The organism is Marinobacter nauticus ATCC 49840, assembly GCF_000284615.1.
Lineage (GTDB): Bacteria > Pseudomonadota > Gammaproteobacteria > Pseudomonadales > Oleiphilaceae > Marinobacter > Marinobacter nauticus.
In genome coordinates this window covers 1278311-1303328 of sequence record NC_017067.1, presented here as the reverse complement: position 1 = coordinate 1303328, position 25018 = coordinate 1278311, and the positions used below count along the sequence as shown (strand labels likewise).

Genomic DNA, 25018 nt, shown 5'->3' with positions numbered 1-25018 from the left:
ATGGACTGGATCTCTCCTCGCAGGCTGAAAAATCTCGGGATGCTGAACATGAACCGGCGCAATGTAGATTACATTGCCCGGTACAATGATCGCACCTCCTACCCGCTGGTGGACAACAAGCTGAAAACCAAGCTGGCGGTCAGCGAATACGGCGTAAAAACCCCCAAGCTGCTGCAGGTGGTTCGCCAACAACACGAAATCTCCCATTTTCGGGAAATGGCAGAGGATCTGGCCGGTTTCGCCATCAAGCCAGCAAAAGGCTCTGGCGGCAAGGGCATTACCGTGATTACCGGGCGAGACGGCGACGACTTTATCAAGGCCTCCAGCGCCCGCATTTCCGTCGCCATGCTGGAGCGTCACCTCACCAACATTCTGGCTGGCCTGTATTCCCTTGCCGGTACCCCGGATGTTGCCATTGTTGAAAATCTGGTTCAGTCCTCCCCGGCACTCGCCAAGTACTCCTTCCAGGGCGTACCCGACATCCGGATCGTGGTGTTTCAGGGATATCCCGTCATGGCCATGCTCCGGCTGGCAACCACCGCGTCCGACGGTAAAGCCAACCTGCACCAGGGGGCTGTTGGCGTCGGGCTGGATATCGGCTCTGGCCAGAGCCTGAACGCAGTTCAGTTCAATCGGCCGATTACCCTGCACCCGGACACCGGACTGGCTCTGGAGAATATCCGGATTGAAGACTGGGAAAACATGCTGGAAATGGCAGCCCGATGCTATGAGGCCACCGGCCTGGGATATATGGGGGTAGACCTGGTGGTGGACGCCAACGAAGGCCCACTGCTGCTCGAACTGAACGCCCGACCCGGTCTGGCCATTCAGATGGCCAACGGCTGCGGCCTACTGCCCAGGCTCAACGCGATCGAGAGCCTCAAGCGCCCACATTTCAGCCCCAGAGAGCGAGCGCTGTTTGCCATGGAAAGCTTTGCCCGGCGCTGACAATCAGTGTTTGGGCATAAAAAAACCGGAGCTGGTGTAGCTCCGGTTTTTTGTTCAGACCCGCTGATCAGGAGGTCAGCTCACCCCTTTGCAGGAGCAACTTCCTCTCATGGGTGAGGCCTTTCAACAAGCCCCAGGTCATCAGCAGAAGTATTGCCGTGAAGGGCAACCCGGCACTGATGGCCACGGCCTGGATCGCGCCCAGAGCGTCTTCGCCACCGCCGAAGATCAACGCCGCCGCAATGGCACCTTCCATGACCACCCAGAATACACGCTGAGCCGTCGGGGCATCGGTTTTGCCGCCAGCGGTGATGCTGTCGATCACCAGCGAGCCGGAATCCGACGAGGTTACGAAGAACACCAGCACCAGGATAATACCGACGAACGAGACAATGCCGGTCCAGGGCAGCTGCTCAAACATCTGGAAGGTCGCCAGAGAAACCTCGGTCAGCCCTTTGTCTGCGAGCACACCAACGCCTTGCTGGATCTGTTCCAGTGCCGTGCCACCGAAACCACTCATCCATACGGTGGTGATCAAGGTCGGGATAATCAGAACCGCAGTGACGAACTCGCGTACTGTCCGGCCTTTTGAAACCCGCGCGATAAACATACCTACGAACGGTGACCAGGAAATCCACCAGGCCCAGTAGAATACAGTCCAGCCCTGGAACCACGCCTCGTCTTCACGACCAAACGGATTACTCAGCGGCACAACGTTGGCCACGTAGGTGGAAGAGGTTACCCAGATGGTCTCCAGAATGGTCATGGTCGGACCGGCGAAGATCACGAAGAACAACACGATGCCCGCAGTCGCCATGTTGATGTTACTGAGCACCTTCACGCCGCCGTCCAGGCCACGCAGCACGGAAATGAGCGCCAAGGCCGTAACGCCAACAATGATAGCCATCTGCACATTGGTGCCAGAACCTACCTGAAACAGGTAATCCAGGCCGGAGGCAGCCTGCTGGGCACCAAAGCCAAGTGACGTGGCCAGACCAAAGATAGTGGCCACAACCGCGAGGACATCAATGATGTGCCCCGGCCAGCCCCACACCTTGTCTTTCAGCAGTGGGAAAAACGCGGAACGGATGGTCAGTGGCATGTTCTTGTTAAACGCAAAGAACGCCAGAGACAGAGCCACAATGGCGTAGATTGCCCAGGGGTGCAGCCCCCAGTGATAAAGGGTTGCCCCCATCGCCAGATCACGCGCTTCGGGAGAGTTGGCAGCCACATTGAACGGGGTTTCGTACCAGCCTGTGTAGTAGGCCACCGGCTCGGCCACGGCCCAGAACATCAGGCCGATCCCCATCCCGGCTGCGAACAGCATGGCAAACCAGGACATGGTTGAGAATTCGGGCGTTGCATCCTGTCCACCCAGCCGGATCTTGCCTACCGGCATGAAGATCAGCGCAAGGCTGACAACCACGAAAATGTTGGCGCTGAGCAGGAAGAACCAGTCAAAACTGGCAATAATGTCCCACTTGGCCCCATCAAGAGTCTCCTTCGCCGCTACCGGAAACATCAGGGTTCCGATAACAAACAGAACCACAATGATGGCCGCTACCGGGAAAACCCAGTTATGAAGATCCAGGCCGAACGGATTGATATTATCCTGGCCTGCGACGTAATCCGTCTGATATTCGTCTTTCACTACCTCGCCCACGTTGGCGCCTCCTGGTCTGGTGTGATCACTGAATATGCTGAGTGAATGGATAACGCAATGAACAATCATTCATACGTTACAAGCCGGTCATTTTATTACTTTGAACTCAAAACATCAAAAGCAAGAAAAATGCCTTTTTTATCTACATCAGCATAGTCCAGATTTTGCAGAGGCAAAGATTGTTCCCTGAAACAGGTCTACTACCCGGACAAGTGACGTAGTTATACTGCAAGGTTTCGCCGACACCCGCCCGACAGCACCCAGAGGTATTCATGGAAAAAACCACCACCTTCCCTTTGCGCTATTCCGCTTATGTCCTCAGCATCGCCGGGCTGCTGGTGTCGTTACCGGTAACGATTTGGCTTGGAGCAGGCTATCTGTTTCCGGTGATTTTTGGTGCGCTCACAGCCCTCGGCACCTGGGATTTACTGCAGCGAAAGCATACTGTTAGCCGAAACTATCCCATCATGGCCAACTTCCGGTATCTGTTTGAGTCGATCGGCCCGGAGATCAGGCAGTACTTTATCCAGTCCGATACGGAGGAGCGGCCGTTCTCGCGGGAACAGCGCACTATTATCTACCAGCGGGCGAAGAACGTGCTCGACAAGCGACCATTCGGCTCACAGTTAGGCATGTACGACGAGGGCTTTGAATGGATGAACCACTCGCTCACCCCAACCCGACTCGACAGCAGTAACTTCCGGATTCTGATCGGCAAAAACTGCGAGAAACCTTACAGTGCAAGCGTTTTCAATATCTCCGCCATGAGCTTTGGCTCACTTTCCGCCAACGCCATTCTGAGCCTGAATACCGGCGCAAAAAAAGGAGGCTTCTACCACGACACAGGGGAAGGATCGATCTCCCGCTACCACCGGGAACCCGGCGGAGATCTGGTCTGGGAAATCGGTTCCGGCTATTTCGGTTGCCGGCATCCCGACGGCTCCTTCAATGCCGAGATGTTCGAAAGGAATGCCACCCTGGACCAGGTCAAAATGATAGAGGTCAAACTATCTCAAGGGGCAAAACCAGGCCACGGTGGCATTTTGCCTGGTGCAAAAGTGACCCCCGAAATCGCTGAAGCCCGAGGCGTTCAGGTTGGCGAAGACTGCATTTCACCCGCCAGCCATTCCGCCTTTTCCACCCCCATTGAACTGCTGGAATTCCTCGAACAGCTGCGAAGCCTCTCCGGCGGCAAACCGGTCGGCTTCAAGCTCGCCATTGGCCACCCCTGGGAATGGTTCGCCATCGTTAAGGCCATGCTGAAGACAGGCAAAAAGCCCGATTTCATCGTGGTTGATGGCGGCGAAGGCGGCACCGGTGCGGCGCCACTGGAGTTCATCAATCGCCTTGGCATGCCGATGACAGAGGCCCTGCTTCTGGTTCATAACACACTGGTGGGCACTCACCTGCGCGAAGACATCGCCATTGGCGCCGCAGGCAAGATTACGTCCGCGTTCAATATTGCCCGCACCCTTGCTCTGGGAGCGGACTGGTGTAATTCCGCCAGGGGCTACATGTTTTCCCTGGGCTGCATCCAGGCATTGAATTGTCATACCGGCCGCTGTCCCAGCGGGGTCGCAACACAGGATCCGCGTCGTGGCAATAAACTGGACGTGCCCTTGAAAAGCGAGCGGGTATTCAACTTCCACAAGAACACTCTGGATGCCCTGCAGAATCTGCTTGAGGCCTCGGGTCTCCGGCATCCCTCTGAGCTTGGCCCGGAGCACATCGTTCGCCGCATCTCCAAAACCGAAGTGCATAGCTATCTGGACCTGTTTCCGTTCCTCGAACCGGGAGCACTACTGGAAGGCAAAACCGGCCTTCGGGTGTTCGATAAGTACTGGGAAAGCGCCCAACCGGATACCTTCGAGCCGCCGGAATTCATCCTGGCGCTGCGGGAGACCAAGTTACGTTGATTTCGAGAGAAATTCGCCAGCCCGGTGTTTATTTTTAGTTTGGGCTGGTGTAGACTTCGCTCCCGCTAAGCCACTGAGATAAACCTTGTTTCTCGGCGGTTTGCAGTTTACGGGGCGTAGCGCAGCTTGGTAGCGCACTTGCATGGGGTGCAAGGGGTCGTAGGTTCAAATCCTACCGTCCCGACCAGAATTCCCTACACAAAGCCCGGGCCGAAAGGTCCGGGCTTTGTCGTTCTATCAGGCAGCGACCGCCTGCCCACGCTTCTCCCAGGGGTATTCCCGAATCGGCAGGTGAATCAGTGCCGACAACGCCCCGACGCCTACACCGATCCACCACACCAGCGTGTAGTTATGGTAGAGGTCGTACAGGGCTCCACCCAGCCAGACACCAAGAAAACCGCCAAGCTGGTGCGAAAAGAATACCAGGCCATAGAGCGTGCCCATGTACTTCAACCCGTAGATGTGGGCAACCAGGCCAGACGTCAGCGGTACCGTTGCCAACCACAACGAACCCATCGCCACCGAGAAGAGCACAACGCTTTCAGGAGTGATGGGCGCCATGATAAAGGCGGCAGAGACGATTGTTCGTAACAGGTAAATCGTCGCCAGAAGGTACTTGCGCGAGTATCGGTTACCCAACCAGCCGGCCATCAGTGTGCCACCGATATTGAACAGACCGATCAGGGCAATTGAGATGGCGCCGAGCCCGGACGCTGACGTTACCCCCAGCACGTAGATCAGGCTGTCCGGCGTAATTGGCCCACACATTTCCGTAATAAACGCCGGAAAATGCGCGGTGATGAACGCCAGTTGGTACCCGCAAGAGAAAAAGCCGATAAAAATGAACAGGAACGAGGGGTCTTTCACCGCTCGCTTCAGCACCACTCCCATCGGTTCATCGGTCGAGACCGAGGGTGCCGCCTTGGGTGCCCGCATGAACAGAAGGGCAAGCATCGACACCGTAATGAAACCGGCCAGCACCATGAACACGCTTTGCCAGGGCATCTGGCTCAGCAGCGCCTGCGCGACGGGCGGGCCAATGATCTGCCCTGCAGAACCGGCTGCGGTTGCAATGCCCAGCGCCATGGAGCGATGCTTTTCCGGGGCAGAGCGCCCTACGACAGCGAGGATGACCCCGAATCCGGTTCCGGCAATCCCGAACCCAACCAGCATTTCCAGAAGCTGGTGCTGGCCCGGGGTAATGGCGAATGCCGAGGCAACCAGCCCGACCACGTAACAGATACCGCCCACCAGGATAGCTTTGCGATCACCGTAGCGTTCGGCAAAAGCTCCAAAGATCGGCTGCCCGATGCCCCAGAACAGGTTCTGAATGGCGATGGCCAGAGAAAACGACTCCCTTGGCCAGGCAAATTCCAGGGCAATCGGCAGTTGAAACAGACCAAAAGAAGCCCGCACGGAAAAACCAACCAGAATAATAATACAGCCTGCGAAAAGTACAGGGTTGATCAGTCGATCATAGGTGCCGGAGGCCGTGCCAGACATGGTTACAGATTCCCGGAGCTGAACAGTCGGTGCGCCACAATAAGCGCGAAGCCAATCAGTATACCTGAAGCAGCGAAAGCCAGTGTAAAGCCGCTCAGTTCAAGTAGCAGACCAAAGAACAGGGGCGCCAGAAAGTGCACCGCCCGGTTTGCCATCAAACGCATACCCAATGCCCCTGCGCGCCGCTCACGTTCAACAGATTCCGCCAGGATCACCATGGATAAAGGCTGGGTAAGGCCGGAACCGATACCGACCAGCATGGCCAGGGCAGCCATCAGCAGCAACTGCTCAGACGCCCCCAGAAAAGCCAAGCCAGTGGCAAGGGTACCGAGCGAGAGCAACACTGTCGGCACGCGGCCCCCGGCAAGTGCAATAATGCGCGCCATAAACGGCCGAACCAGCATGGACACACCGGCTCGAAGACTGACCAGAACTCCAATAATCAACGGGCTGATGGCCAGGCTCTCCAGGTACACTGGCAAATAGCTGCCGTAGACCCCGAGCGCGAACATCCCCAATACCGTGACCAGAATCGACAACTGCACCCCGCGGTTACTGCCGACAAGCTGCCATTGCGCCCGGAAACCCGCCTGCTTTCGCGTAACGTGAATACGCTCCCTCGCCTGCCCGGTCAGGCGGAGTGTTACAACGCCCGAGACCAGCGCAAACAGAGCCATCACAAGGAACACGTACTGGGTACCAGAAGACTTCAGCACAACACCGGCCAACAGCGGGCCGATAACCTGCCCGCCCGACAGCCAGGTGGCATACCAGCCAAAGTACTGCTCCAGCCTCGGCCCGGTGCCCAGGTTGGAAATGATGGTCTGGGCAGCCAGAACCATCTGGAGGTGAGCCAGCCCCACCAGCAACTGACCAGTCACGAGGCCCGCATAGCCATACCACGCATGCATCGACAACAAGCCTGCCACCATAATGCCCGCCCCGGCCAGCAGCGTGGCCCTGCCACCAAACCGGCTCACGATGCCTCCCAGGGGAATGGCCAGGACCAGCGGTAGCAGATACTGGGCGCTTAACACTGCACCCAGAACGAGCGGAGACGCGCCAAGCTGAAGTCCATACACAGGCACTGCCACAATCAGCATTGAATAGACGACAAAACACAGCGTCAGTGACAGACAGACCGCGAAGAAATTTTGCGAGGCCTCAGAGGCTCGCCCGGAAGAGTCGCGGTGGCTGGAATGGTTGCTTTGCAAGTGGAAGCCCGATTCGAATGATGTAGCTAAAGCGGGCTATGGTAACGCGAATGGCTCGCAACAGAAACGCGAGGAAAGGACAAGCCGGGGGAAGCGCTCCCCCGGCCCAAACCGGCTTTATTCAGCCGACGCAATCAGGCTGGCGTTACCGCCGGCCGCTGTGGTGTCGATACACAGATGCCGCTCAATCACGTAGCGCTGATCCAGCTTGTGTTCGGTGATCACCGGCAGCAGCGCGCCCTCACGCTTACTCAGCGCCATGCGGTACTGCTTGAGCAGCGGCTTCTCGGCTACGCTCACCACCGCTTCAAAGCCGGTCAGATGGCTCAGAGCGTCCGGATCAAGCATGCCATCGCTGGCAACAACCGGAAGGCCCGCCTTGATGACATCGGCCAGTGCCTTCTCGGCGCCCGGTGCAATCACCACCACCTTGTTACCCTGCGACAGGGCGGTGCCGGCCTGCTCAACGGCAGATTCGGCGTCTGGGCCAAGGCACAGCACCAGACCGCGACCATGGCAGGACAGATGGTTCTGCTCGCCCGTCGGCCCCGGCATCTCCTCGTACCCTTCGTCCAGAGGCGCCGGCACCTTACCGAAGAAGGGCTCCAGCAACGCCTGACGACCTTCAGCTTCCGGTACCGCTGCTTTGGCCAGCTTGTCGATCAGCTTCTGGGCCTTGTCGGTACTGAACACCTTGTCACTGGACTGAGCAGGCTTTTCAACCACCTCACCTCGCAGGAAACGGCGCACGTATTGCGGGCCACCGGCTTTCGGCCCGGTACCAGACAGTCCCTCGCCACCGAATGGCTGGGAGCCGACGATGGCGCCGATCTGGTTACGGTTAACGTAGGTGTTGCCCACCTTGATACGACTGGCAATGTGCTCGATCCGGCGGTCAACGCGGCTATGAATACCGAAAGTCAGACCGTAGCCCTTGGCATTGACGGCATCAATCACCTTGTCGATGTCCTTGGCTTCAAACGTAGCCACGTGCAGAACCGGGCCGAAAATCTCCTCTTCCAGCTCTTCAATTCCGCTCACCTGAAGCACTGCCGGCGACACGAACAGGCCCTTCTCCGGTACGTTGAGTTTCTTGAGCAGTTTGCCTTGCTGCTCGAATTTCTGGCAATGGTCGGTAATCTTCTTGCGGGCGTTTTCGTCGATCACCGGGCCCACATCGGTCGACAACTGCCACGGATCACCAATACCAAGTTCCTCCATGGCACCGTAGAGCATGTCCAGGAGATTATCGGCAATGTCCTTCTGTACATACAGCATGCGAAGTGCAGAACAGCGCTGACCGGCACTCTGGAAGGAGGATGCCAGCACGTCACGCACCACCTGCTCCGGCAACGCGGTGGAATCCACGATCATGGCGTTCAGGCCACCAGTTTCTGCCACCAGCGGTGCATCCGGCTCCATGTGTTCGGTCATGGCCTTGTTGATCCGCTGCGCCGTGGCGGTTGAACCCGTGAAACACACGCCGGTCACCCGGGCATCGGACGTCAGGCCAGAACCGACGGTGGCGCCGGTACCAGGCAATAGCTGGATCGCAGCCCGGGGGATGCCCGCCTGATGCATCAGCTCCACGGCCCGGAAGGCCAGCAGCGAGGTTTGTTCTGCCGGCTTGGCCACCACCGCGTTACCGGCCGCCAGGTTCGCCAGAATCTGGCCAGTAAAGATCGCCAGCGGGAAGTTCCAGGGCGAGATGCAGCACATCACACCACGGGCTTCGCCGTCATTCTTGTAACGAATGCCTTCATTGGCATAGAACATGGCAAAATCCACGGCCTCACGAATCTCGGCCACGGCATCCAACAGGGATTTGCCTGCTTCTCGGGTGGTTAGCGCAAACAGCTCGTGCACGTTCTCTTCGTACAGGTCGCCGACCCTGCGAATCATGGCCGCACGCTCTTCCGCCGGTACCGAAGACCACTGTTTGAAGCCCTCCTGAGCGGCGTCCAGAGCTGACGAAATATCCGCCTCTGAGGTATAGGTGATGTGACCGACCAGGTCGTCCGGGTTTGCAGGATTCCGCACCTCAACCACTTCGTCACTGACAGAATCCACGGCCAGTATCGGGCCACCTTTCCACTGATGGCTCTTGTAACGATTACGACCTTCATCAATCTCAGCCACCGTCACCGGATCCGTAATATCCCATCCTTTGGAGTTTCGACGCTGCTCACCAAAGATTTTCGACGGATGCACAATCGCTTTGCTGGACAGGTTATGGCCAAGGCCCACCACCACATCAATAGGGTCTTTGGCGATTTCTTCCGGGGTGATGCTGGTATCCACAATCTGGTTAACAAAGGAACTGTTGGCACCGTTCTCCAGCAACCGGCGAACCAGGTAAGCCAGCAGGTCTTTGTGAGCACCCACCGGCGCGTAGATCCGGCAAGGCACACCACTGTCCTCCAGAACCTGATCGTGCAGGGATTCCCCCATACCATGCAGGCGCTGGAACTCGAATTTATCCCGACTCAGATCCTTGGCCAGTTCCAGCACCGCTGACACCGAATGGGCGTTGTGGGTGGCGAACTGCGGGTAGATACGGTCGGTCATGCCCAGAAGCTTGCGAGCACCGGCCAGGTAAGCGACGTCGCTGCAGGCCTTGCGGGTGAAGACCGGAAAGTCTGACAGGCCCATCACCTGGGCACGCTTGATCTCGGCATCCCAGTAAGCACCTTTAACCAGCCGCACCATGATGCGGCGATCCAGTTTTTCAGACAGCGCATAGAGCCAGTCCAGGGTCTGCGAGGCACGCTTGCCGAACGCCTGGACCACAACACCAAAACCTTGCCAGTCTTTCAGTTCCGGGTCGGACAGGATGGCCTCAATCACATCCAGGGAAAGATCCAGACGATCCTGCTCTTCGGCATCAATATTGAAGCCCATGTTGGCCGCTGCCGCCTTTCTGGCGAGCTTGAGTGCCCGGGGCATGAGCTCATTCATCACCCGCTCTTTATGCCCGTACTCATAGCGTGCCAGCAGCGCCGACAGCTTCACCGAGATACCCGGATTCGTCCTCACATCGCCTTTGCAGCGCTTGCTGATGCTGTCAATGGCATCAGAGTACGCCTGGTAATAACGCTGAGCATCGGCATCGGTGCGCGCCGCTTCGCCCAGCATGTCATAGGAATAGGTATAGCCCCGCTCTTCCTGGGACTTGCCGCGGTCCTGCGCCTCTTCAATGGTACGACCCAGTACAAACTGGCGCCCCATTTCCTTCATGGCCTGGCCCGCCACGGTGCGCACAACCGGTTCGCCCAGGCGCTTTACCAGCTTACGCAAGGTATCACCCACACTCTGGCGCTCGGAATCTTTCAGCAGGTTGCTGGTCATCAGCAGGGCCAGGGTGGCCGAGTTGATCATTCCGGACTTGGCCTTGCCCACGTGAGCACCCCAGTTGCCCGAGGTAATCTTGTCTTCGATCAGGTCCTGGATGGTGAGGTTGTCGGGTACCCGCAGCAAAGCCTCCGCCAGGCACATAAGAGCCACACCTTCTTTGGTGGTCAGCCCATATTCGGCGAGAAACTTTTCCATGATGGTCGGGCGTGCGCTGTTGCGGACATCCCGCACCAGCTCTGCCGCCCGGACCGAGATCGCCTTTCGGGTTTCATCCGACAACTGGGCCTCAGCAATCAGCCGGTGAATCACTTCATGTTCATCTGCCAGGTAGTTTGCACGGATCGCCTGGCGAATGTCGTTAAGTTCCGGTGCCACAGATTGCTGAAGACTCATGGTGTACCCTCCTGATTGTTTGAATACTGACCGCATTTTAGCGAAGCAGGTACATGCAATTAGCCTGTTCAGCATCAAAATAGATTATTATTTTCCTTTTTTAGTACCCTAAAAATTATCTATAAGCCTGCACTTTCGCTAATATTGGACGTTTCGGCCTTTTAAAAAAATTCATCCACTATCTCAAAGGATAGCAGTCATGGCAGATCTCGACAGAATCGATCTTTCCATCATCCGGGAACTGCAGAAGAACGGCCGTATTACCGTGACAGACCTTGCTTCCCGGGTCGGTTTATCAAAGACTCCCTGTCAGGTACGAATGAAACGGCTGGAAGATCAGGGATACATTACCGGCTACAGCGCCATGGTGAATCAGACCAAGCTGGGGCTCTCTCATGTTGCGTTCGCCCAGGTCACCCTGAATGACACCAGCAGCAAGGCACTGGCGGCGTTCAATGAGGCCGTCCGGCAAATCTCCGCGGTGGAGCAGTGTCATATGATGGCGGCGAATTTCGACTATCTTCTGAAAATACGTACCCGCAACATGGCTGAATACCGCCAGGTTCTGGGAGAACAGATCTCCAGCCTGCCCCACGTACTCCAGACCAGCACTTTTGTCGTGATGGAAAACGTTAAAGACCGAGGACAGTAAGATGCGGATCGTTGTTGCCCCCGACTCTTTCAAGGAATGTCTCTCAGCGCAGCAGGTTGCCTCTGCCATCGCCCGTGGTTGGCGCAACGCTGCCCCGGAGGATGAGATTGTAGAAATCCCTCTCGCTGATGGGGGCGAAGGAACCACAGTGGCACTGACAGAGGCTCTGGGCGGGCAACTGCATACGGTGGCCGTCACGGGCCCGCTGGGTGAGCGTATCGAAGCCCGCTTTGGCCTGGCCAATAACAACGAAACCGCCGTGATTGAGGTAGCTGAAGCCAGTGGCTTGCATTGTGTACCCGCCGAGGCCCGTGATGCGCTCCGGGCAACCAGCCGTGGTACCGGAGAGTTGATTCTGGCAGCCCTGAAACACCGGCCGAAAACATTGATCATGGGCCTGGGAGGAAGCGCCACAACGGATGGCGGCGCGGGCATACTGCAGGCTCTGGGGGCGCGCCTGCTGGATAACCAGAGCGAGGAAATCGGGCCCGGCGGTGCAGGCCTGGCACGACTGGCCACGGCGGACCTTGAACCTGCCATTCGCAGACTCAACGGCATCCAGTTGATTGTGGCCTGTGATGTTACCAATGCATTGCTGGGCCCGGAGGGAGCGGCAGCGGTTTTCGGGCCGCAGAAAGGCGCCAATGAAGACGACGTTCGTCAGCTGGACGCCAGTCTTGCGCATTTTTCCCGTCTGGTTAAGGCGCAGGGCCTGGACATTGCCAGCTTTCCCGGTAGTGGCGCCGCCGGGGGTATCGGTGGCACGGTCAAGGGTATTCTGGGCGCCCGACTCCAACCGGGAATAGAGCTGGTGATGGAGGCCGTCAAACTGGAGCAGCATATCCGCAACGCGGATCTGGTGATCACCGCGGAAGGCGCCATCGATGCTCAAAGCGCCTTTGGAAAAACGCCGGCCGGCGTGTCCAGACTGGCGCATGCCTGCGGTGTACCAGTGATTGGCCTGTGTGGAAAATTAGGGGCTGAACTGGCTCCGCTCCATAGCGTTGGGTTAACAGCGGCTTTCTCGATCACCCCCGCTCCCATCACCCTGACGGAAGCCTATGGTCTGGCAGAAGCTAACCTCGAGAAGTCTTCGGAGCAGCTGGCGCGCCTGACGCACAGTTTCTCACGCCGGTGAAGCGGTTTTCCGTAATCCGGTGAGCTCAACCCGGCCGCGGGCTAACCGAACCTGGCCCCGGCGTTCGAGTTCTTTAAGCAGTCGGCTGACCACTTCCCTGGCCGTTCCCAGCTCCACGGCCAGCTCCTGATGGGTAATATTCAGTACACTCTGACCATCAGCCGCACGGGCCTGAAGCCACTCCGCCAGGCGCTCATCCATACGGTGAAACGCTACTTCTTCAACCAACAACATCAGATCGTCAAGTCGACGGCCATAGGACTCCATAATCCCCAGCCGGAACTCTGCCGACTGATCCATCAGCCGATCGAATAATCCGCGCGGGATAATGGCGGCTTCTGCCACCTCTTCAACGATGGCTTCAGCCCGGTAGCCACGGCCCGTCATCAGACAGCCAATGGACAACGTGCAGATATCGTCAGCGCCCATACGGTAGAGCACGATGCTGTGGCCAGATGCTCCGGTCATCTGCACCTTGATACTGCCATCCAGCACCAGGGGAAGCCCCCGGCAATGTTCTCCGGCACTGAACAGCACCTGCCCGGGAGGGAAACGCATGGCCTGGAGACCCTCCAGGGCATCTTTGCGCAAGGAGTCATGTAGTGTGTCGAGAATACTGTGCCTGGCCATTCCGCATTGCCTTGTATCGAAAGTCGTCTGCCTGTGTGACTTTATCACTGAACCCGGCCAATAACAGGCCTATAGTCAAACCATCATCCGACATCACACAGGAGAGACCAAGATGACGGTAAACATGGGTTCCGCTGATCGTATTATTCGTGCCATCGTGGGTGTTGTCCTGCTGGCCCTGGTCTTTGTTGGCCCTCAGACGCCCTGGGGCTGGATTGGCATTGTACCGCTGGCAACAGCACTGGTGGGAAACTGCCCTGCCTATTCCCTGCTCGGCATCAAAACCTGCAAAACAAAATAGGCCTCCAGGCACCAGAAACACAAAGGCCAGAGCTGCTCTCGCCACTCTGGCCTTTGTCGTTCTTCAATACAGACAGGCTTACTGCTGTTTCAGCGCACCGGCGTGTTCAGCACATCCAGCACTTCCTCAAGCTCGGTGATCATCTGACGGATCAACTGCTTGTACTGTGAAGTATCATCCTTCACTTCGCTGCTGCTGAGCTTCTGCTTGGCACCACCAATGGTGTAGCCCTGATCGTACAGCAGGCTGCGGATCTGGCGGATGGTGATCACATCCGCGCGTTGATAGTAACGGCGATTGCCCCGGCGCTTGACCGGCGACAGCTGCGGGAATTCCTGCTCCCAATAGCGCAACACATGCGCCTTGACCGCACACAGCTCGGCTACTTCACCAATGGTGAAATAACGCTTGCCCGGAATAACCGGGAGCTCATTGTTATGACTGGGTTCCAGCATACGCTTCTACTTTCTGCTTCAGTTTCTGACCTGGTCGAAACGTAACTACGCGCCGTGCACTGATGGGAATTTCCTCACCCGTTTTCGGGTTCCGTCCCGGTCGCTGCTTCTTGTCCCTGAGATCGAAGTTGCCGAAACCCGACAACTTCACCTGCTCGTTGTGGCTGAGTGCGCCTCTGATTTCGTCGAAGAAAGCTTCCACCATTTCCTTGGCTTCCCGCTTGTTAAGCCCCAACTCCTCGTACAAGCGCTCTGCCATGTCCGCTTTCGTCAAAGCCGCCATCTGTCAACTCCTCAGTGTTGCCCCCAACTCTTCTTTCAGGGCATCGATAACCCCATTGAAGAGCGAATGCACTTCGTCCTCGTTAAGCGTGCGTTCAGGATGCTGCCAGAACAGGCTCAGAGCCAGGCTTCGGTTACCCTCACCCAGGCTTTCACCTTCATAGACATCAAACACACGCAACGCCGTGAGGTGCTCGCCAGCATGTTTACGGGCCACATGTTCTACCTGGGCGAACGCCACATCGCTCCCGATAATGATAGCCAAATCCCGGCGAACTTCCGGGAATTTTGAAATATCTTTGAAATTAGGCACATAACCGGCAACGATCGAATTCAAGAATAGCTCAAACATCAGGATCGTGCCATTAAGTTCAAGATTTTTCTGAACTTGTGGATGCAGTGCACCCAGCCAGCCCACATGCTCGCCATCCCTCAACAGTTCCGCCGTCTGGCCCGGATGCAGCGCAGGGTGCTGGCTGGCAATAAAATCAACCTCGATGCCAAGCAGTCGGAACAGGCTTTCCAATTCCCCTTTTACATCAAAGAAATCCGTGGTTCTGCGACCGTTTACCCAGTTTTCGGGATTCTGGTTACCAACCACCACCCCTGCCAGCATCGGCTGCTGACTGATGCCATCGGCATCCTGAACGAATCGCAAACCGGTCTCAAACAGACGAATACGGGGCTGCTGCCGGTTCTGGTTGTAGCCCACGGTTTTAAGCAGGCCGCTCCACAGCGTCGTGCGCATCACCGAAAGATCCGACGAGATGGGATTGGCCAACGCAATCCCCTCACGTTCCGGATCCACCAGCTGTTGAACCTTGGGATCAACAAAGCTGTAGGTCACCGCTTCCTGGTAGCCCTGGGCGACGAAAAAGTTACGCACAGCAGACAGCGGCCGAACCGCTTCTTCCCGGGCCCGCAGCCCAAGCGAGCCGGTTGGCTCGGTGACCGGCAGATTGTTATAACCAAAAATGCGACCGACCTCTTCGATCAGGTCTTCTTCGATGGAAATATCCGGCCGGAAGCTGGGCACACTGATACGCCAGCCGTCTTTCAACAGCTTGTCGATGTGCAGGCCAAGCCGGCTGAGAATCTCTTCAACGGTAGTGCGGTCAATTCTAAGCCCCAACACATCCGCCAGGCGCTGCTCACGCAGATCAATCACCCGCGCCTTTGGCAGGTGTTCCTTGCTGGCCACTTCGACAATTTCGCCGGGCTCACCCCCGACAATAGCCATCAGCAGACCGGTTGCCCGCTCCATGGCATCCCGTGCCAGCTCATAATCCACGCCCCGCTCAAAACGGTGGGAGGCATCTGTATGCAGGCCATATTGACGAGCCTTGCCGGCCAGCGTGATCGGGTCAAAATAGGCGGATTCAAGCACCAGATCCCGGGTTTTCTCACTCACCCCGGAATGCTCGCCCCCCATCACACCGGCAATGGCCACTGGCTTCTCGTGGTCGGCAATCACCAGCGTTTCCGGAGTAAGCTCGACCTCCTGACCGTCCAGCAATACCAGTTTTTCGCCCGAGCCAGCCATACGCACAACAATCCCACCTTTGATCTCATCCCGGTCAAAGGCATGCATGGGCTGGCCCAGTTCCAGCATGACGTAGTTGGTGACATCCACCGCCGCATCAATGGAACGGATACCGGAACGACGCAGCTTCTCCTGCATCCAGAGCGGCGTTTCTGCCTGCAGATTGACGTTTCGCAGAACACGCCCCAGATAACGGGGGCAACCCTCAGGGGCTTCCACCCGGATATCAGGCACTTCCGAGTGCACCGCTTCCACGTGCGGAATGGAAGGCGCATTGGTGACCAGGCTGTTCAACACGCCCACTTCCCGGGCCAGGCCCTTGATGGACAGACAGTCGCTGCGATTCGGGGTCAGATCCACATCAATGGTGATGTCATTCAGCTTCAGATAGTCAACCACCGGCTGCCCAACCGGGGCATCCTCCGGGAGCTCCATCAGGCCGTCATGGTTATCGGACAAGCCCAGCTCGGATTCCGAACACAGCATACCCTCGGAGGGCTGCCCCCGGAGCTTGGCTTTCTTGATCTTGAAATTGCCGGGCAGCACAGCGCCCACCTCGGCAAAAGGTACCTTCAGCCCGTCGCGAACATTGGGGGCACCACAGACCACCTGCACGGTCTGCTCGCCATTGCTCACCTGACACACCCGCAGCTTGTCGGCATCCGGATGGGGCGCAACGGAAACGACCTCACCCACAACCACGCCGGAAAATTCGCCAGCCACGGCCTCAAAGCCGTCGACTTCCAGCCCCGCCATGGTGATCTGGTCCATCAACTCCTGAGAGCCAATGTTCGGGTTTACCCACTCGCGCAGCCACTGTTCACTGAATTTCATTATCCTGGTCCTGTCCTGATTCGGTTGATTCTGAGCCTGTTACGCCAATTCCTGGTGTCGTATCAACGGAACTGACGAAGGAAACGCAGGTCGTTTTCGAAGAACATACGCAGGTCTTTTACTCCATAACGAAGCATGGCCAGGCGCTCGACACCCAGACCAAAAGCAAACCCGCGATATTCCTCGGAATCAATACCGCAATATTCGAACACTTTCGGATGCACCATGCCGCAGCCCATCACTTCCAGCCACTTGATGCTGCCATCCGGCTCACGTCCCCATTCGATATCCACTTCCGCCGAAGGCTCGGTGAACGGGAAGTAGGAGGGACGGAAGCGCACTTTCAGATCCCGCTCGAAGAACACCCGGAGAAATTCCTCCACAGTGCTTTTCAGATCGGCGAAGCTCACATTCTTCTCCACCAGCAGACCTTCTACCTGGTGGAACATAGGGGTGTGAGTCATATCGGAATCACAACGATAGACCCGTCCGGGGCAGATCATGCGGAACGGCGGCTTGCCTGCTTCCATGGTCCGAATCTGTACCGGTGAGGTGTGGGTACGGAGCAAGGTACCCGGATTGAAATAGAAAGTATCGTGCATGGCACGGGCCGGGTGGTGCCCGGGAATATTCAGAGCTTCGAAGTTGTGGTAATCGTCTTCGATTTCTGGCCCTTGCTCTACGCTGTAACCGGCACGGGCAAAGATTTCCTCAATGCGCTGCAGGGTGCGGGTTACCGGATGCAAACCACCCAGATCCTGACCCCGTCCCGGCAGTGTTACGTCAATGGATTCCGCCGCAAGCCTGGCTTCAATGGCCGCCTTCTCAAGATCTGCCCGCCGTGCGTTGATGGCTTGCTCCACCTGCCCCTTGGCTTCATTGATCTTCTGGCCGGCCGCCGGGCGCTCCTCCGCAGAGAGCTTGCCCAGAGTTTTTGCCTGCTGGGTAATCACACCCTTTTTGCCGAGGTATTCCACACGAATTTGATCAAGCGCCTGCAGGTTGTCGGCCTTTTCTACGGCATTCAACCCGTCCTGAACCAGTTGCTCCAGGTTTTCCATTGACCCTGCTCCAAACCAGAAATGGGGTAGGTTAAAACAAAAATAGGGGAAGAGCGTGCCCTTCCCCTATCAGAAGGCGCCGTCATGAAACATGGGGCGCCCGGATCGATCAGCAATCGATGAAAGAGCTTAAGCGATCACAGGGACGCTTTGGCCTTCTCAACAACAGCGGCAAACGCCTGCTGTTCGTTCATGGCCAGATCAGCCAGAACCTTACGATCGATTTCAACATTCGCCTTCTTCAGACCAGCGATCAGACGGCTGTAAGACAGACCGTTTGCACGGGCGCCAGCGTTGATACGGGCAATCCACAGAGCGCGGAATGCACGCTTACGGTTGCGACGGTCACGGTAGGCATACTGACCGGCCTTGATAACCGCTTGCTTGGCAACGCGGTAAACACGGCTACGGGCACCGTAGTAACCTTTGGCCTGATTGAGAATCTTCTTGTGACGACGACGTGCTACCACGCCACGCTTTACACGAGCCATACTTTAATCCTTCTACCTTTACTTTCTAAGGAATGATTCGCGCGGCTGAATCAGCACGCGGTCATGCGCTTGATAGACGCTACGTCCGACTTGGCGATGAGCTTGGTACCGCGCAGCTGACGCTTACGCTTCGGGCTCTTCTTGGTCAGGATGTGGCTGGTGAAGGACTGCTTGTGCTTGAAGCCAGTGGCGGTCTTCTTGAACCGCTTGGTAGCTCCGCTCTTGGTTTTCATCTTCGGCATTTTTAAAACTCCGCATTCTATTTTGGATAAACAATTGTGCCCCTGAACGACAAATCCCCCGCTAATGCGGGGGACCCGTCACGGGATCAGGTTCACTTCTTCTTGCGGGGTGCGATAACCATGGTCATCTGCCGGCCTTCCATTTTCGGCCGCATCTCAACCTGGGCTATTTCTGCCACATCTTCCTCAATCCGCTGCATGAGCTTCATACCAATTTCTTGGTGTGCCATCTCACGTCCACGGAACCGGATTGTGATCTTGCCGCGGTCCCCGTTCTCAAGGAAACGTACCAGGTTGCGTAGTTTGACCTGATAATCCCCTTCTTCCGTTCCTGGTCGGAACTTCAGCTCTTTGACCTGCGTCTGCTTCTGCTTTTTCTTGGCAGCCGCCTTGGCCTTTTTCTCTTCAAAGATCTTCTTGCCGTAGTCCATTATCTTACAGACGATCGGATCGGAATCCGTAACCTGTACCAGATCCAGGGTCGCCTCTTCCGCCATACGCAGGGCGTCTTCGATCGGAACAATCCCGACCTGATTGCCTTCGGCATCAATCAGTCGGACTTCAGTTGCGTCAATATTCTCATTGATAGGCGCCTTGGGTGCGCGCCCACCCCGATTCGCTCGCTGTTTAATAATCAGATCTCCGTTTTGGTTCTACCTTTGCGCTCGACGTCGGCTGCAAGCAGCTTTTCAAAATCGTCGACCGACATGGTTCCCAGGTCTTCGCCCTTACGTGTCCGGACGGCAACGGCGTTGTTCTCGATTTCTTTATCGCCAACAACAACCAGATAGGGAACCTTATTTAGAGTATGCTCGCGGATTTTAAAGCCGATCTTCTCGTTTCTCAAGTCAGCATTAACCCGATAGCCTAAAGAATCCAGTTTTTTGGCCAGATTCTGACAGTAATCACGCTGTTTATCGGTAATATTCAGGACAGCAACCTGTGTCGGTGCCAGCCAGGTTGGGAAAGCACCCTCGTACTCCTCGATCAGGATACCGATGAAGCGCTCAAAGGAACCCAGTACAGCCCGATGCAGCATAACCGGCGTTTTGCGCTCGGAATTGTCGGCCACATACTGCGCCCCCAGACGACCCGGCATCGAGAAGTCGACCTGGATGGTACCACACTGCCACACCCGACCGAGGCAATCTTTCAGAGAAAACTCGATCTTCGGGCCGTAGAAGGCACCTTCGCCCGGCAACAGCTCCCAGTCAACCCCTTCACGGTTCAGCGCCTGCTCGAGCGCTGCCTCGGATTTGTCCCAGACTTCGTCCGACCCGACCCGCTTTTCAGGGCGGGTGGACAGCTTGTAAAGGATTTCACTGAAGCCGAAGTCTGCATATATCTCGTGCAACATGGCAATAAATGCAGACACTTCTTCCTGGATAGCATCTTCCTCACAGAAGATATGGGCATCATCCTGGGTAAAACCACGCACCCGCATCAGTCCATGCAACGCGCCAGAAGCTTCATTCCGGTGGCAGGAGCCAAACTCGGCCAGGCGCAGCGGCAGATCCTTGTAGCTCTTCAGGCCCTGATTAAACACCTGCACGTGACACGGACAGTTCATGGGCTTGATGGCGTAATCGTGCTTCTCGGACTCAGTGGTAAACATGTCGTCCTTGAACTTGTCCCAGTGGCCGGACTTTTCCCACAGGGTCCGCGACACCACCTGAGGTGTCTTGATCTCCTTGTAGCCATGCTTATGCTGCTGGGCACGCATGTACTGTTCCACCTCCTGATAGAGGGACCAGCCATCCGGATGCCAGAACACCATACCCGGGGCTTCTTCCTGCATGTGGAACAGGCCCAGCTTCTTGCCAATCTTGCGATGATCCCTTTTTTCAGCTTCTTCCAGGCGGTGCAGGTAGGCCTTGAGGTCTTTCTTGTTACCCCAGGCAGTACCGTAGATACGCTGCAGCTGCTCATTACTGGTATCGCCACGCCAATAGGCACCGGCCACCTTGGTCAGCTTGAAGGCCTTGAGCTTACCGGTGCTGGGCACGTGAGGACCACGACACAGATCGATGAAGTCGCCCTGACGATAGAATGACAGGTCTTCCTCTCCCGGAATGTCTTCGATGATGCGAACCTTGTACTCCTCGCCCATCTCGTTAAACAGCTTGATCGCTTCGTCCCGGGACATAATGGAGCGGGAAACCGGCAGATCCTGTTTCGCGAGTTCTTCCATACGCTTTTCAATGCGCGCCATGTCTTCATTGGTAAACGGGCGCTCATATTTGAAGTCGTAGTAGAAGCCGTTCTCGATTACCGGACCGATGGTGACCTGGGCGCCAGGGAACAGCTCCTGAACCGCCATGGCCATCAGGTGAGCAGTGGAGTGGCGAATAATATCCACGCCGTCTTCATCACGCTCCGTCACAATCGCCAGCTCTGTATCGTTTTCAATCAGGTGGCTGGTATCCACAAGCTTTCCGTTAACCTTTCCGGCCAGGGCCGCTTTGGCCAGGCCCGCGCCAATGTCTGCGGCAACGTCGTGTACGGTTACGGGTTCAGCAAAACTGCGATGACTGCCATCTGGCAGGGTAATGACGGGCATGATGATCTCCTCGTGGTTTCTCAGCGGTGATCTATACCAAAGATCACTTGGTTGCCGGGCTGCGCGACACAAACCGCGAGCCGGATTTGAGGGCGAGTCTAACAGAAAAAAACCCGGCAGCAACGCCGGGTTTTTACGGAGCCGAAGCCAATCAGGCCGGCTGGGGTTGAGCATCCTCCCGTGCCTTGCGCCTGAGCTGTCCGAAAGCGACCAGGCCCAACAGTAACAGTGCCGGGATAAACATCAACTCTTTTGGTGGCCGCTCCAGCTCAATCTGGACTGCATCAATGGTCCAGCCAAACTGGATACCGGCATCTTCCGCGGCACTGCCAAAGTTGACGAAATCCACCACCAGATCACCGCCCTGCTCTGACACTTCCAGGCCTGCACCCGCCAGGCGCTCCTGCGCGGTTTCACCTTCAGGGATCTCAAGCTCGACGTAGGTGGTGACATCACTGCCATCCAGCGCCATGCCTGACACCTTCAGCACCACCTCACCGTCAGCAGGCACATCCGCCACGTATTCCATAACGGCTGTCCCCGGCCGTTCTTCGTTCGGCGGATAGATCATGTCCCACCAGAAACCGGGCCGGAACATGGTAAAGGTAATCAGCAACAACAACAGGGTTTCCCACTTCCGGCTCCGGGTGAACCAGAAGCCCTGAGTTGCCGCCGAGAACACCAGCATGGCCGTGACGGCACTGAACACCGTAACCAGCAGATCAAACCAGCCAGTCAGGCCAATCAACAACAGCTGCGTATTGAAGATGAACATGAACGGCAGGATGGCGGTTCGAATATCGTAGGTAAAACCCTGGACACCCGTTCGGATAGGGTCTGCCCCTGAGATTGCGGCCGCCGCGTAGGCGGCCAACCCCACGGGCGGCGTATCATCCGCCAGTATCCCGAAATAGAACACGAACAGGTGCACCGCAATCAGCGGAACGATCAGGCCATTCTGGGCCCCCAGGGTTACGATAACCGGCGCCATCAAGGTGGAAACCACAATGTAGTTGGCGGTTGTCGGCAATCCCATCCCCAGAATCAGACTGATCACAGCAGTGAAGATGAGCATCAGCAGCAGATTTCCGCCAGACAGGAATTCCACGAACTGAGTCATCACCAGGCCGATACCGGTCAGCGTCACCGTACCAACTACGATGCCGGCCGTTGCTGTCGCAACGCCGATACCCACCATGTTCCTGGCGCCGGTCGCCAGCGAATGGAACAAATCACTGATGCCGCCGGTGAATTCAGACATCAATCCGCCATGCTTGCGGAAAAAGGCCTTCAGCGGCCGCTGGGTAATAACGATAAAGATCATGAACAAGGTCGCCCAGAAGGCAGACAGCTGGGGCGAAAAGCGTTCAACCGTCAGACACCAGACCAGCACCACCACCGGCAGCAGATAATAGAGTCCGGTTTTAACGGTGGGGCCTACCTCTGGCAACTCGTTCATTTCTTTATTGGGATCGTCTTCCTCCAGCTCCGGGAAGCGGGTGGCATAACCTACCAGGCCGACATAAATCATCACCAGAATCGGCCCAAGCACCCAGGGCGCGGCCTCACCCAACACCCCTTTGGTCCAGCCAACCCCGTAATAAACCGCGAAGGTCAGTACGATCAGGCCAATCAGAATGACCACCCAGTTCAGCATGCGCTGGGCCAGGGTTGGACGATTCAGCCGCTCTACCCCTTCCATCTTCAGCTTGCAGGCTTCCAGATGGACGATGTAAATCAGGGCAACATAGGAAATCAGTGCCGGCAGAATGGCGTGCTTGATCACCTCGAGATAGGAAATCCCCACGTACTCGACCATCAGGAAGGCCGCGGCACCCATGATGGGCGGGGTAAGCTGACCGTTGGTGGACGCAGCCACTTCAACCGCGCCGGCTTTGGTTGCCGGGAAACCGACCCGTTTCATCAGGGGGATCGTGAAGGTACCGGTGGTCACCACATTGGCGATGGAGGATCCGGAAATCACTCCACTCAGGCCACTGGAAACCACCGCCGCCTTGGCCGGGCCTCCGCGCATATGCCCCAGCATGGCGTAAGCCACCTTGATAAAGTAGTTACCGGCTCCCGCCCGCTCAAGCAAGGCACCGAACAACACAAACAGGAAAACAAAGCTGGTAGACACCCCAAGAGCAACCCCGAATACCCCCTCGGTTCCGAGCCATTGGTGGGAAGCCAGCTTGTTCAGGCTCACGCCTTTATGAGAAATCACATCCGGCATGTAAGGGCCGGCCAGTGAGTAGGCAATAAATACCGCCGCAACAACAGTCAGCGGGAGCCCAAGGGCCCTCCGGGTAGCTTCCAGCAGCAATACCAGGCCGCCCAACGCCACCCAGAGATCCATGGTGGTTGGTGCCCCCGGCCTCTGCGAAAGAGCATCATAAAAAACATAAAGATAGGAAGCCGCAAATGCAGCAGCCAAAGCCAACACCCAGTCATATATGGGCACCTTGTTGGCATGCACCCCTTTGATCATCGGGAATGCCGAGAATGCAAGAAACACCGCAAACGCCAGATGGATTGAGCGCGCTTCGGTGGAATTGAATATTCCGAAATTCAGAATGAACGGCAGGGGTGATGCAATCCAGAGCTGGAACAACGACCAGCACACCGGAACGATGAACAGGATGACCGCTGCAGGCCCGGTCAGCGCCCGGCCTCCGGTTTCGGTCTGCAATACCTGTTCTACCTTGCTGGCATCCACTCCCGCCCCGGTACCGGGGTCATTCTTTGCCATAGAATGTTCCTGTGATGGGAAATAACCTTACTGAATCAACAGAGCGGGCCTCAGCCCGCTCTGTTGATATTCCTGGCCGATCAGTCGATCAGGCCAGCCTCGCGATAGTACTTGGCCGCGCCCGGGTGCAGCGGCGCACTCAGGGCATCAGAGACCATTTCTTCTTTCTTCAGGTTGCCGAAGGCAGGGTGCAGACGCTTGAAGCTGTCGAAGTTCTCGAACACGGCCTTGACCACTTCGTACACGACATCTTCCGGAACGTCAGTTGAGGAAACGAACGTAGCAGCCACACCGAAGGTAGTTACATCTTCGTCGGAACCACGGTACATACCACCCGGAATCACTGCCTTACGGTAGTAGGGGTTTTCCTTGATCAACGCTTCCGTCGCCTTGTTGTCAACGGCAACAATTACACTGTCACAGGACGTGGTGGCTTCCTTGATGGCACCGGAGGGGTGGCCAACGGTGTAGAAGAAAGCGTCAATGTTGCCATCGCACAGCGCCTGGGACTGCTCGGCAGCCTTGATCTCAGCCGCCAGCGAGAACTTATCCATGGTCCAGCCCATTTCATCCATCAGCACTTCTGCTGTGGCGCGTTGGCCAGAACCCGGATTACCCACAGACACGCGCTTGCCTTCCAGGTCTTCAAAGGTCTTGATGCCGGAACCTTTGCTGGCTACCACGGTGAACGGCTCAGGGTGCAGAGAGAAGACCGCACGCAGCTTCTCGTTTTTGCCCGCATCTTCAAACTGGCTGGTGCCATTGTAGGCGTGGTATTGCCAGTCGGACTGGGCAACAGCCAGATCCAGCTCGCCCTGGCGAATGGCGTTCAGGTTGTAAACGGAGCCACCGGTACTCTCAACCGAGCAACGGATACCATGCTCCTTGCGATCCATATTCACCAGGCGACAGATAGCGCCACCCGCCGGATAATAAACGCCGGTAACACCACCGGTACCGATGGTCACGAAGCGCTGTTCCTGCGCGGAAACCGCAGAGGACGCGGCACCCAGGCTCACGGCGGCTGCAACGGCAAAAGCGGACGCTTTGAGTTTCAGTGTCATGTGTGCTCTTCCTTTTCTTGAT

Annotated in this window: 20 protein-coding genes and 1 tRNA gene; 6 read left to right on the top strand and 15 right to left on the bottom strand. The window is 56.8% G+C overall.

Annotated features, from left to right (window positions below; all coding sequences use genetic code 11):
• Positions 1-948 (top strand): alpha-L-glutamate ligase-like protein, encoded by a 948-nt coding sequence (locus MARHY_RS05980; protein WP_014420996.1) that lies wholly within the window; start codon positions 1-3, stop codon positions 946-948.
• A 67-nt stretch (positions 949-1015) separates the two neighbouring features.
• Here MARHY_RS05980 and MARHY_RS05975 read toward each other — a convergent pair whose 3' ends face one another.
• A complete protein-coding gene (locus MARHY_RS05975; protein ID WP_014420995.1) occupies positions 1016-2611 on the bottom strand; it encodes a BCCT family transporter in 1596 nt (531 codons plus the stop codon).
• 272 nt (positions 2612-2883) lie between these two features.
• Here MARHY_RS05975 and MARHY_RS05970 point away from each other — a divergent pair, with 272 nt between their 5' ends.
• Positions 2884-4527 carry an FMN-binding glutamate synthase family protein gene (locus tag MARHY_RS05970; RefSeq protein ID WP_014420994.1) on the top strand — a complete coding sequence of 548 codons (1644 nt, stop codon included), beginning with the start codon at positions 2884-2886 and terminating at the stop codon, positions 4525-4527.
• Between the two features lie 110 nt (positions 4528-4637).
• A tRNA-Pro gene (locus MARHY_RS05965) sits at positions 4638-4714 on the top strand.
• A gap of 50 nt (positions 4715-4764) precedes the next feature.
• Here MARHY_RS05965 and MARHY_RS05960 read toward each other — a convergent pair.
• From MARHY_RS05960 to putA, 3 genes are all read right to left on the bottom strand, one after another.
• On the bottom strand, positions 4765-6030 hold the full coding sequence (locus MARHY_RS05960) for an MFS transporter (protein WP_014420993.1): 1266 nt from the start codon (positions 6028-6030) through the stop codon (positions 4765-4767).
• 2 nt (positions 6031-6032) lie between these two features.
• A complete protein-coding gene (locus MARHY_RS05955) occupies positions 6033-7244 on the bottom strand; it encodes an MFS transporter (RefSeq protein ID WP_081496555.1) in 1212 nt (403 codons plus the stop codon).
• Positions 7245-7361: 117 nt separating this feature from the next.
• Complete coding sequence (gene putA, locus MARHY_RS05950; RefSeq protein WP_014420991.1) at positions 7362-10991, bottom strand: bifunctional proline dehydrogenase/L-glutamate gamma-semialdehyde dehydrogenase PutA; 3630 nt, start codon at positions 10989-10991, stop codon at positions 7362-7364.
• A 199-nt stretch (positions 10992-11190) separates the two neighbouring features.
• Between putA and MARHY_RS05945 the strand changes: the two genes are divergently transcribed.
• Together MARHY_RS05945 and MARHY_RS05940 are read left to right on the top strand one after the other, a co-directional pair.
• Positions 11191-11643, top strand: coding sequence for an Lrp/AsnC ligand binding domain-containing protein (locus MARHY_RS05945; protein ID WP_011785524.1), 453 nt, complete (start codon positions 11191-11193; stop codon positions 11641-11643).
• Position 11644: 1 nt separating this feature from the next.
• Positions 11645-12781 (top strand): glycerate kinase, encoded by a 1137-nt coding sequence (locus MARHY_RS05940; RefSeq protein WP_014420990.1) that lies wholly within the window; start codon positions 11645-11647, stop codon positions 12779-12781.
• On the opposite strand, the gene MARHY_RS05935 is transcribed toward MARHY_RS05940, so the two are convergent.
• On the bottom strand, positions 12770-13411 hold the full coding sequence (locus MARHY_RS05935) for a Crp/Fnr family transcriptional regulator (RefSeq protein WP_014420989.1): 642 nt from the start codon (positions 13409-13411) through the stop codon (positions 12770-12772). The genes MARHY_RS05940 and MARHY_RS05935 overlap by 12 nt on opposite strands.
• Positions 13412-13523: 112 nt before the next feature.
• Here MARHY_RS05935 and MARHY_RS05930 point away from each other — a divergent pair, with 112 nt between their 5' ends.
• Positions 13524-13712 carry a YgaP family membrane protein gene (locus MARHY_RS05930; protein WP_011785527.1) on the top strand — a complete coding sequence of 63 codons (189 nt, stop codon included), beginning with the start codon at positions 13524-13526 and terminating at the stop codon, positions 13710-13712.
• Positions 13713-13801: 89 nt separating this feature from the next.
• On the opposite strand, the gene MARHY_RS05925 is transcribed toward MARHY_RS05930, so the two are convergent.
• From MARHY_RS05925 to MARHY_RS05880, 10 genes are all read right to left on the bottom strand, one after another.
• Positions 13802-14167, bottom strand: a complete 366-nt coding sequence (locus tag MARHY_RS05925; RefSeq protein WP_011785528.1) for a MerR family transcriptional regulator — start codon at positions 14165-14167, stop codon at positions 13802-13804.
• Positions 14148-14450, bottom strand: coding sequence for an integration host factor subunit alpha (ihfA, locus tag MARHY_RS05920; RefSeq protein WP_011785529.1), 303 nt, complete (start codon positions 14448-14450; stop codon positions 14148-14150). The genes MARHY_RS05925 and ihfA overlap by 20 nt, the downstream gene beginning before the upstream one ends.
• A 3-nt stretch (positions 14451-14453) precedes the next feature.
• Positions 14454-16826 carry a phenylalanine--tRNA ligase subunit beta gene (gene pheT / locus MARHY_RS05915; protein WP_014420987.1) on the bottom strand — a complete coding sequence of 791 codons (2373 nt, stop codon included), beginning with the start codon at positions 16824-16826 and terminating at the stop codon, positions 14454-14456.
• Between the two features lie 62 nt (positions 16827-16888).
• Complete coding sequence (pheS, locus tag MARHY_RS05910; RefSeq protein WP_011785531.1) at positions 16889-17887, bottom strand: phenylalanine--tRNA ligase subunit alpha; 999 nt, start codon at positions 17885-17887, stop codon at positions 16889-16891.
• 137 nt (positions 17888-18024) lie between these two features.
• Positions 18025-18378: a 50S ribosomal protein L20 gene (gene rplT, locus MARHY_RS05905; protein WP_011785532.1), complete on the bottom strand. Its 354-nt coding sequence runs from the start codon at positions 18376-18378 to the stop codon at positions 18025-18027.
• A gap of 50 nt (positions 18379-18428) precedes the next feature.
• A complete protein-coding gene (gene rpmI / locus MARHY_RS05900) occupies positions 18429-18620 on the bottom strand; it encodes a 50S ribosomal protein L35 (RefSeq protein ID WP_007151842.1) in 192 nt (63 codons plus the stop codon).
• A gap of 92 nt (positions 18621-18712) precedes the next feature.
• On the bottom strand, positions 18713-19258 hold the full coding sequence (gene infC / locus MARHY_RS18495) for a translation initiation factor IF-3 (RefSeq protein ID WP_081432078.1): 546 nt from the start codon (positions 19256-19258) through the stop codon (positions 18713-18715).
• Complete coding sequence (gene thrS / locus MARHY_RS05890; RefSeq protein WP_014420984.1) at positions 19255-21180, bottom strand: threonine--tRNA ligase; 1926 nt, start codon at positions 21178-21180, stop codon at positions 19255-19257. The genes infC and thrS overlap by 4 nt, the downstream gene beginning before the upstream one ends.
• A gap of 151 nt (positions 21181-21331) precedes the next feature.
• On the bottom strand, positions 21332-23932 hold the full coding sequence (locus MARHY_RS05885) for a TRAP transporter permease (protein WP_011785535.1): 2601 nt from the start codon (positions 23930-23932) through the stop codon (positions 21332-21334).
• An 80-nt stretch (positions 23933-24012) separates the two neighbouring features.
• A complete protein-coding gene (locus tag MARHY_RS05880) occupies positions 24013-24996 on the bottom strand; it encodes a TAXI family TRAP transporter solute-binding subunit (RefSeq protein ID WP_011785536.1) in 984 nt (327 codons plus the stop codon).
• Positions 24997-25018: the final 22 nt, after the last annotated feature.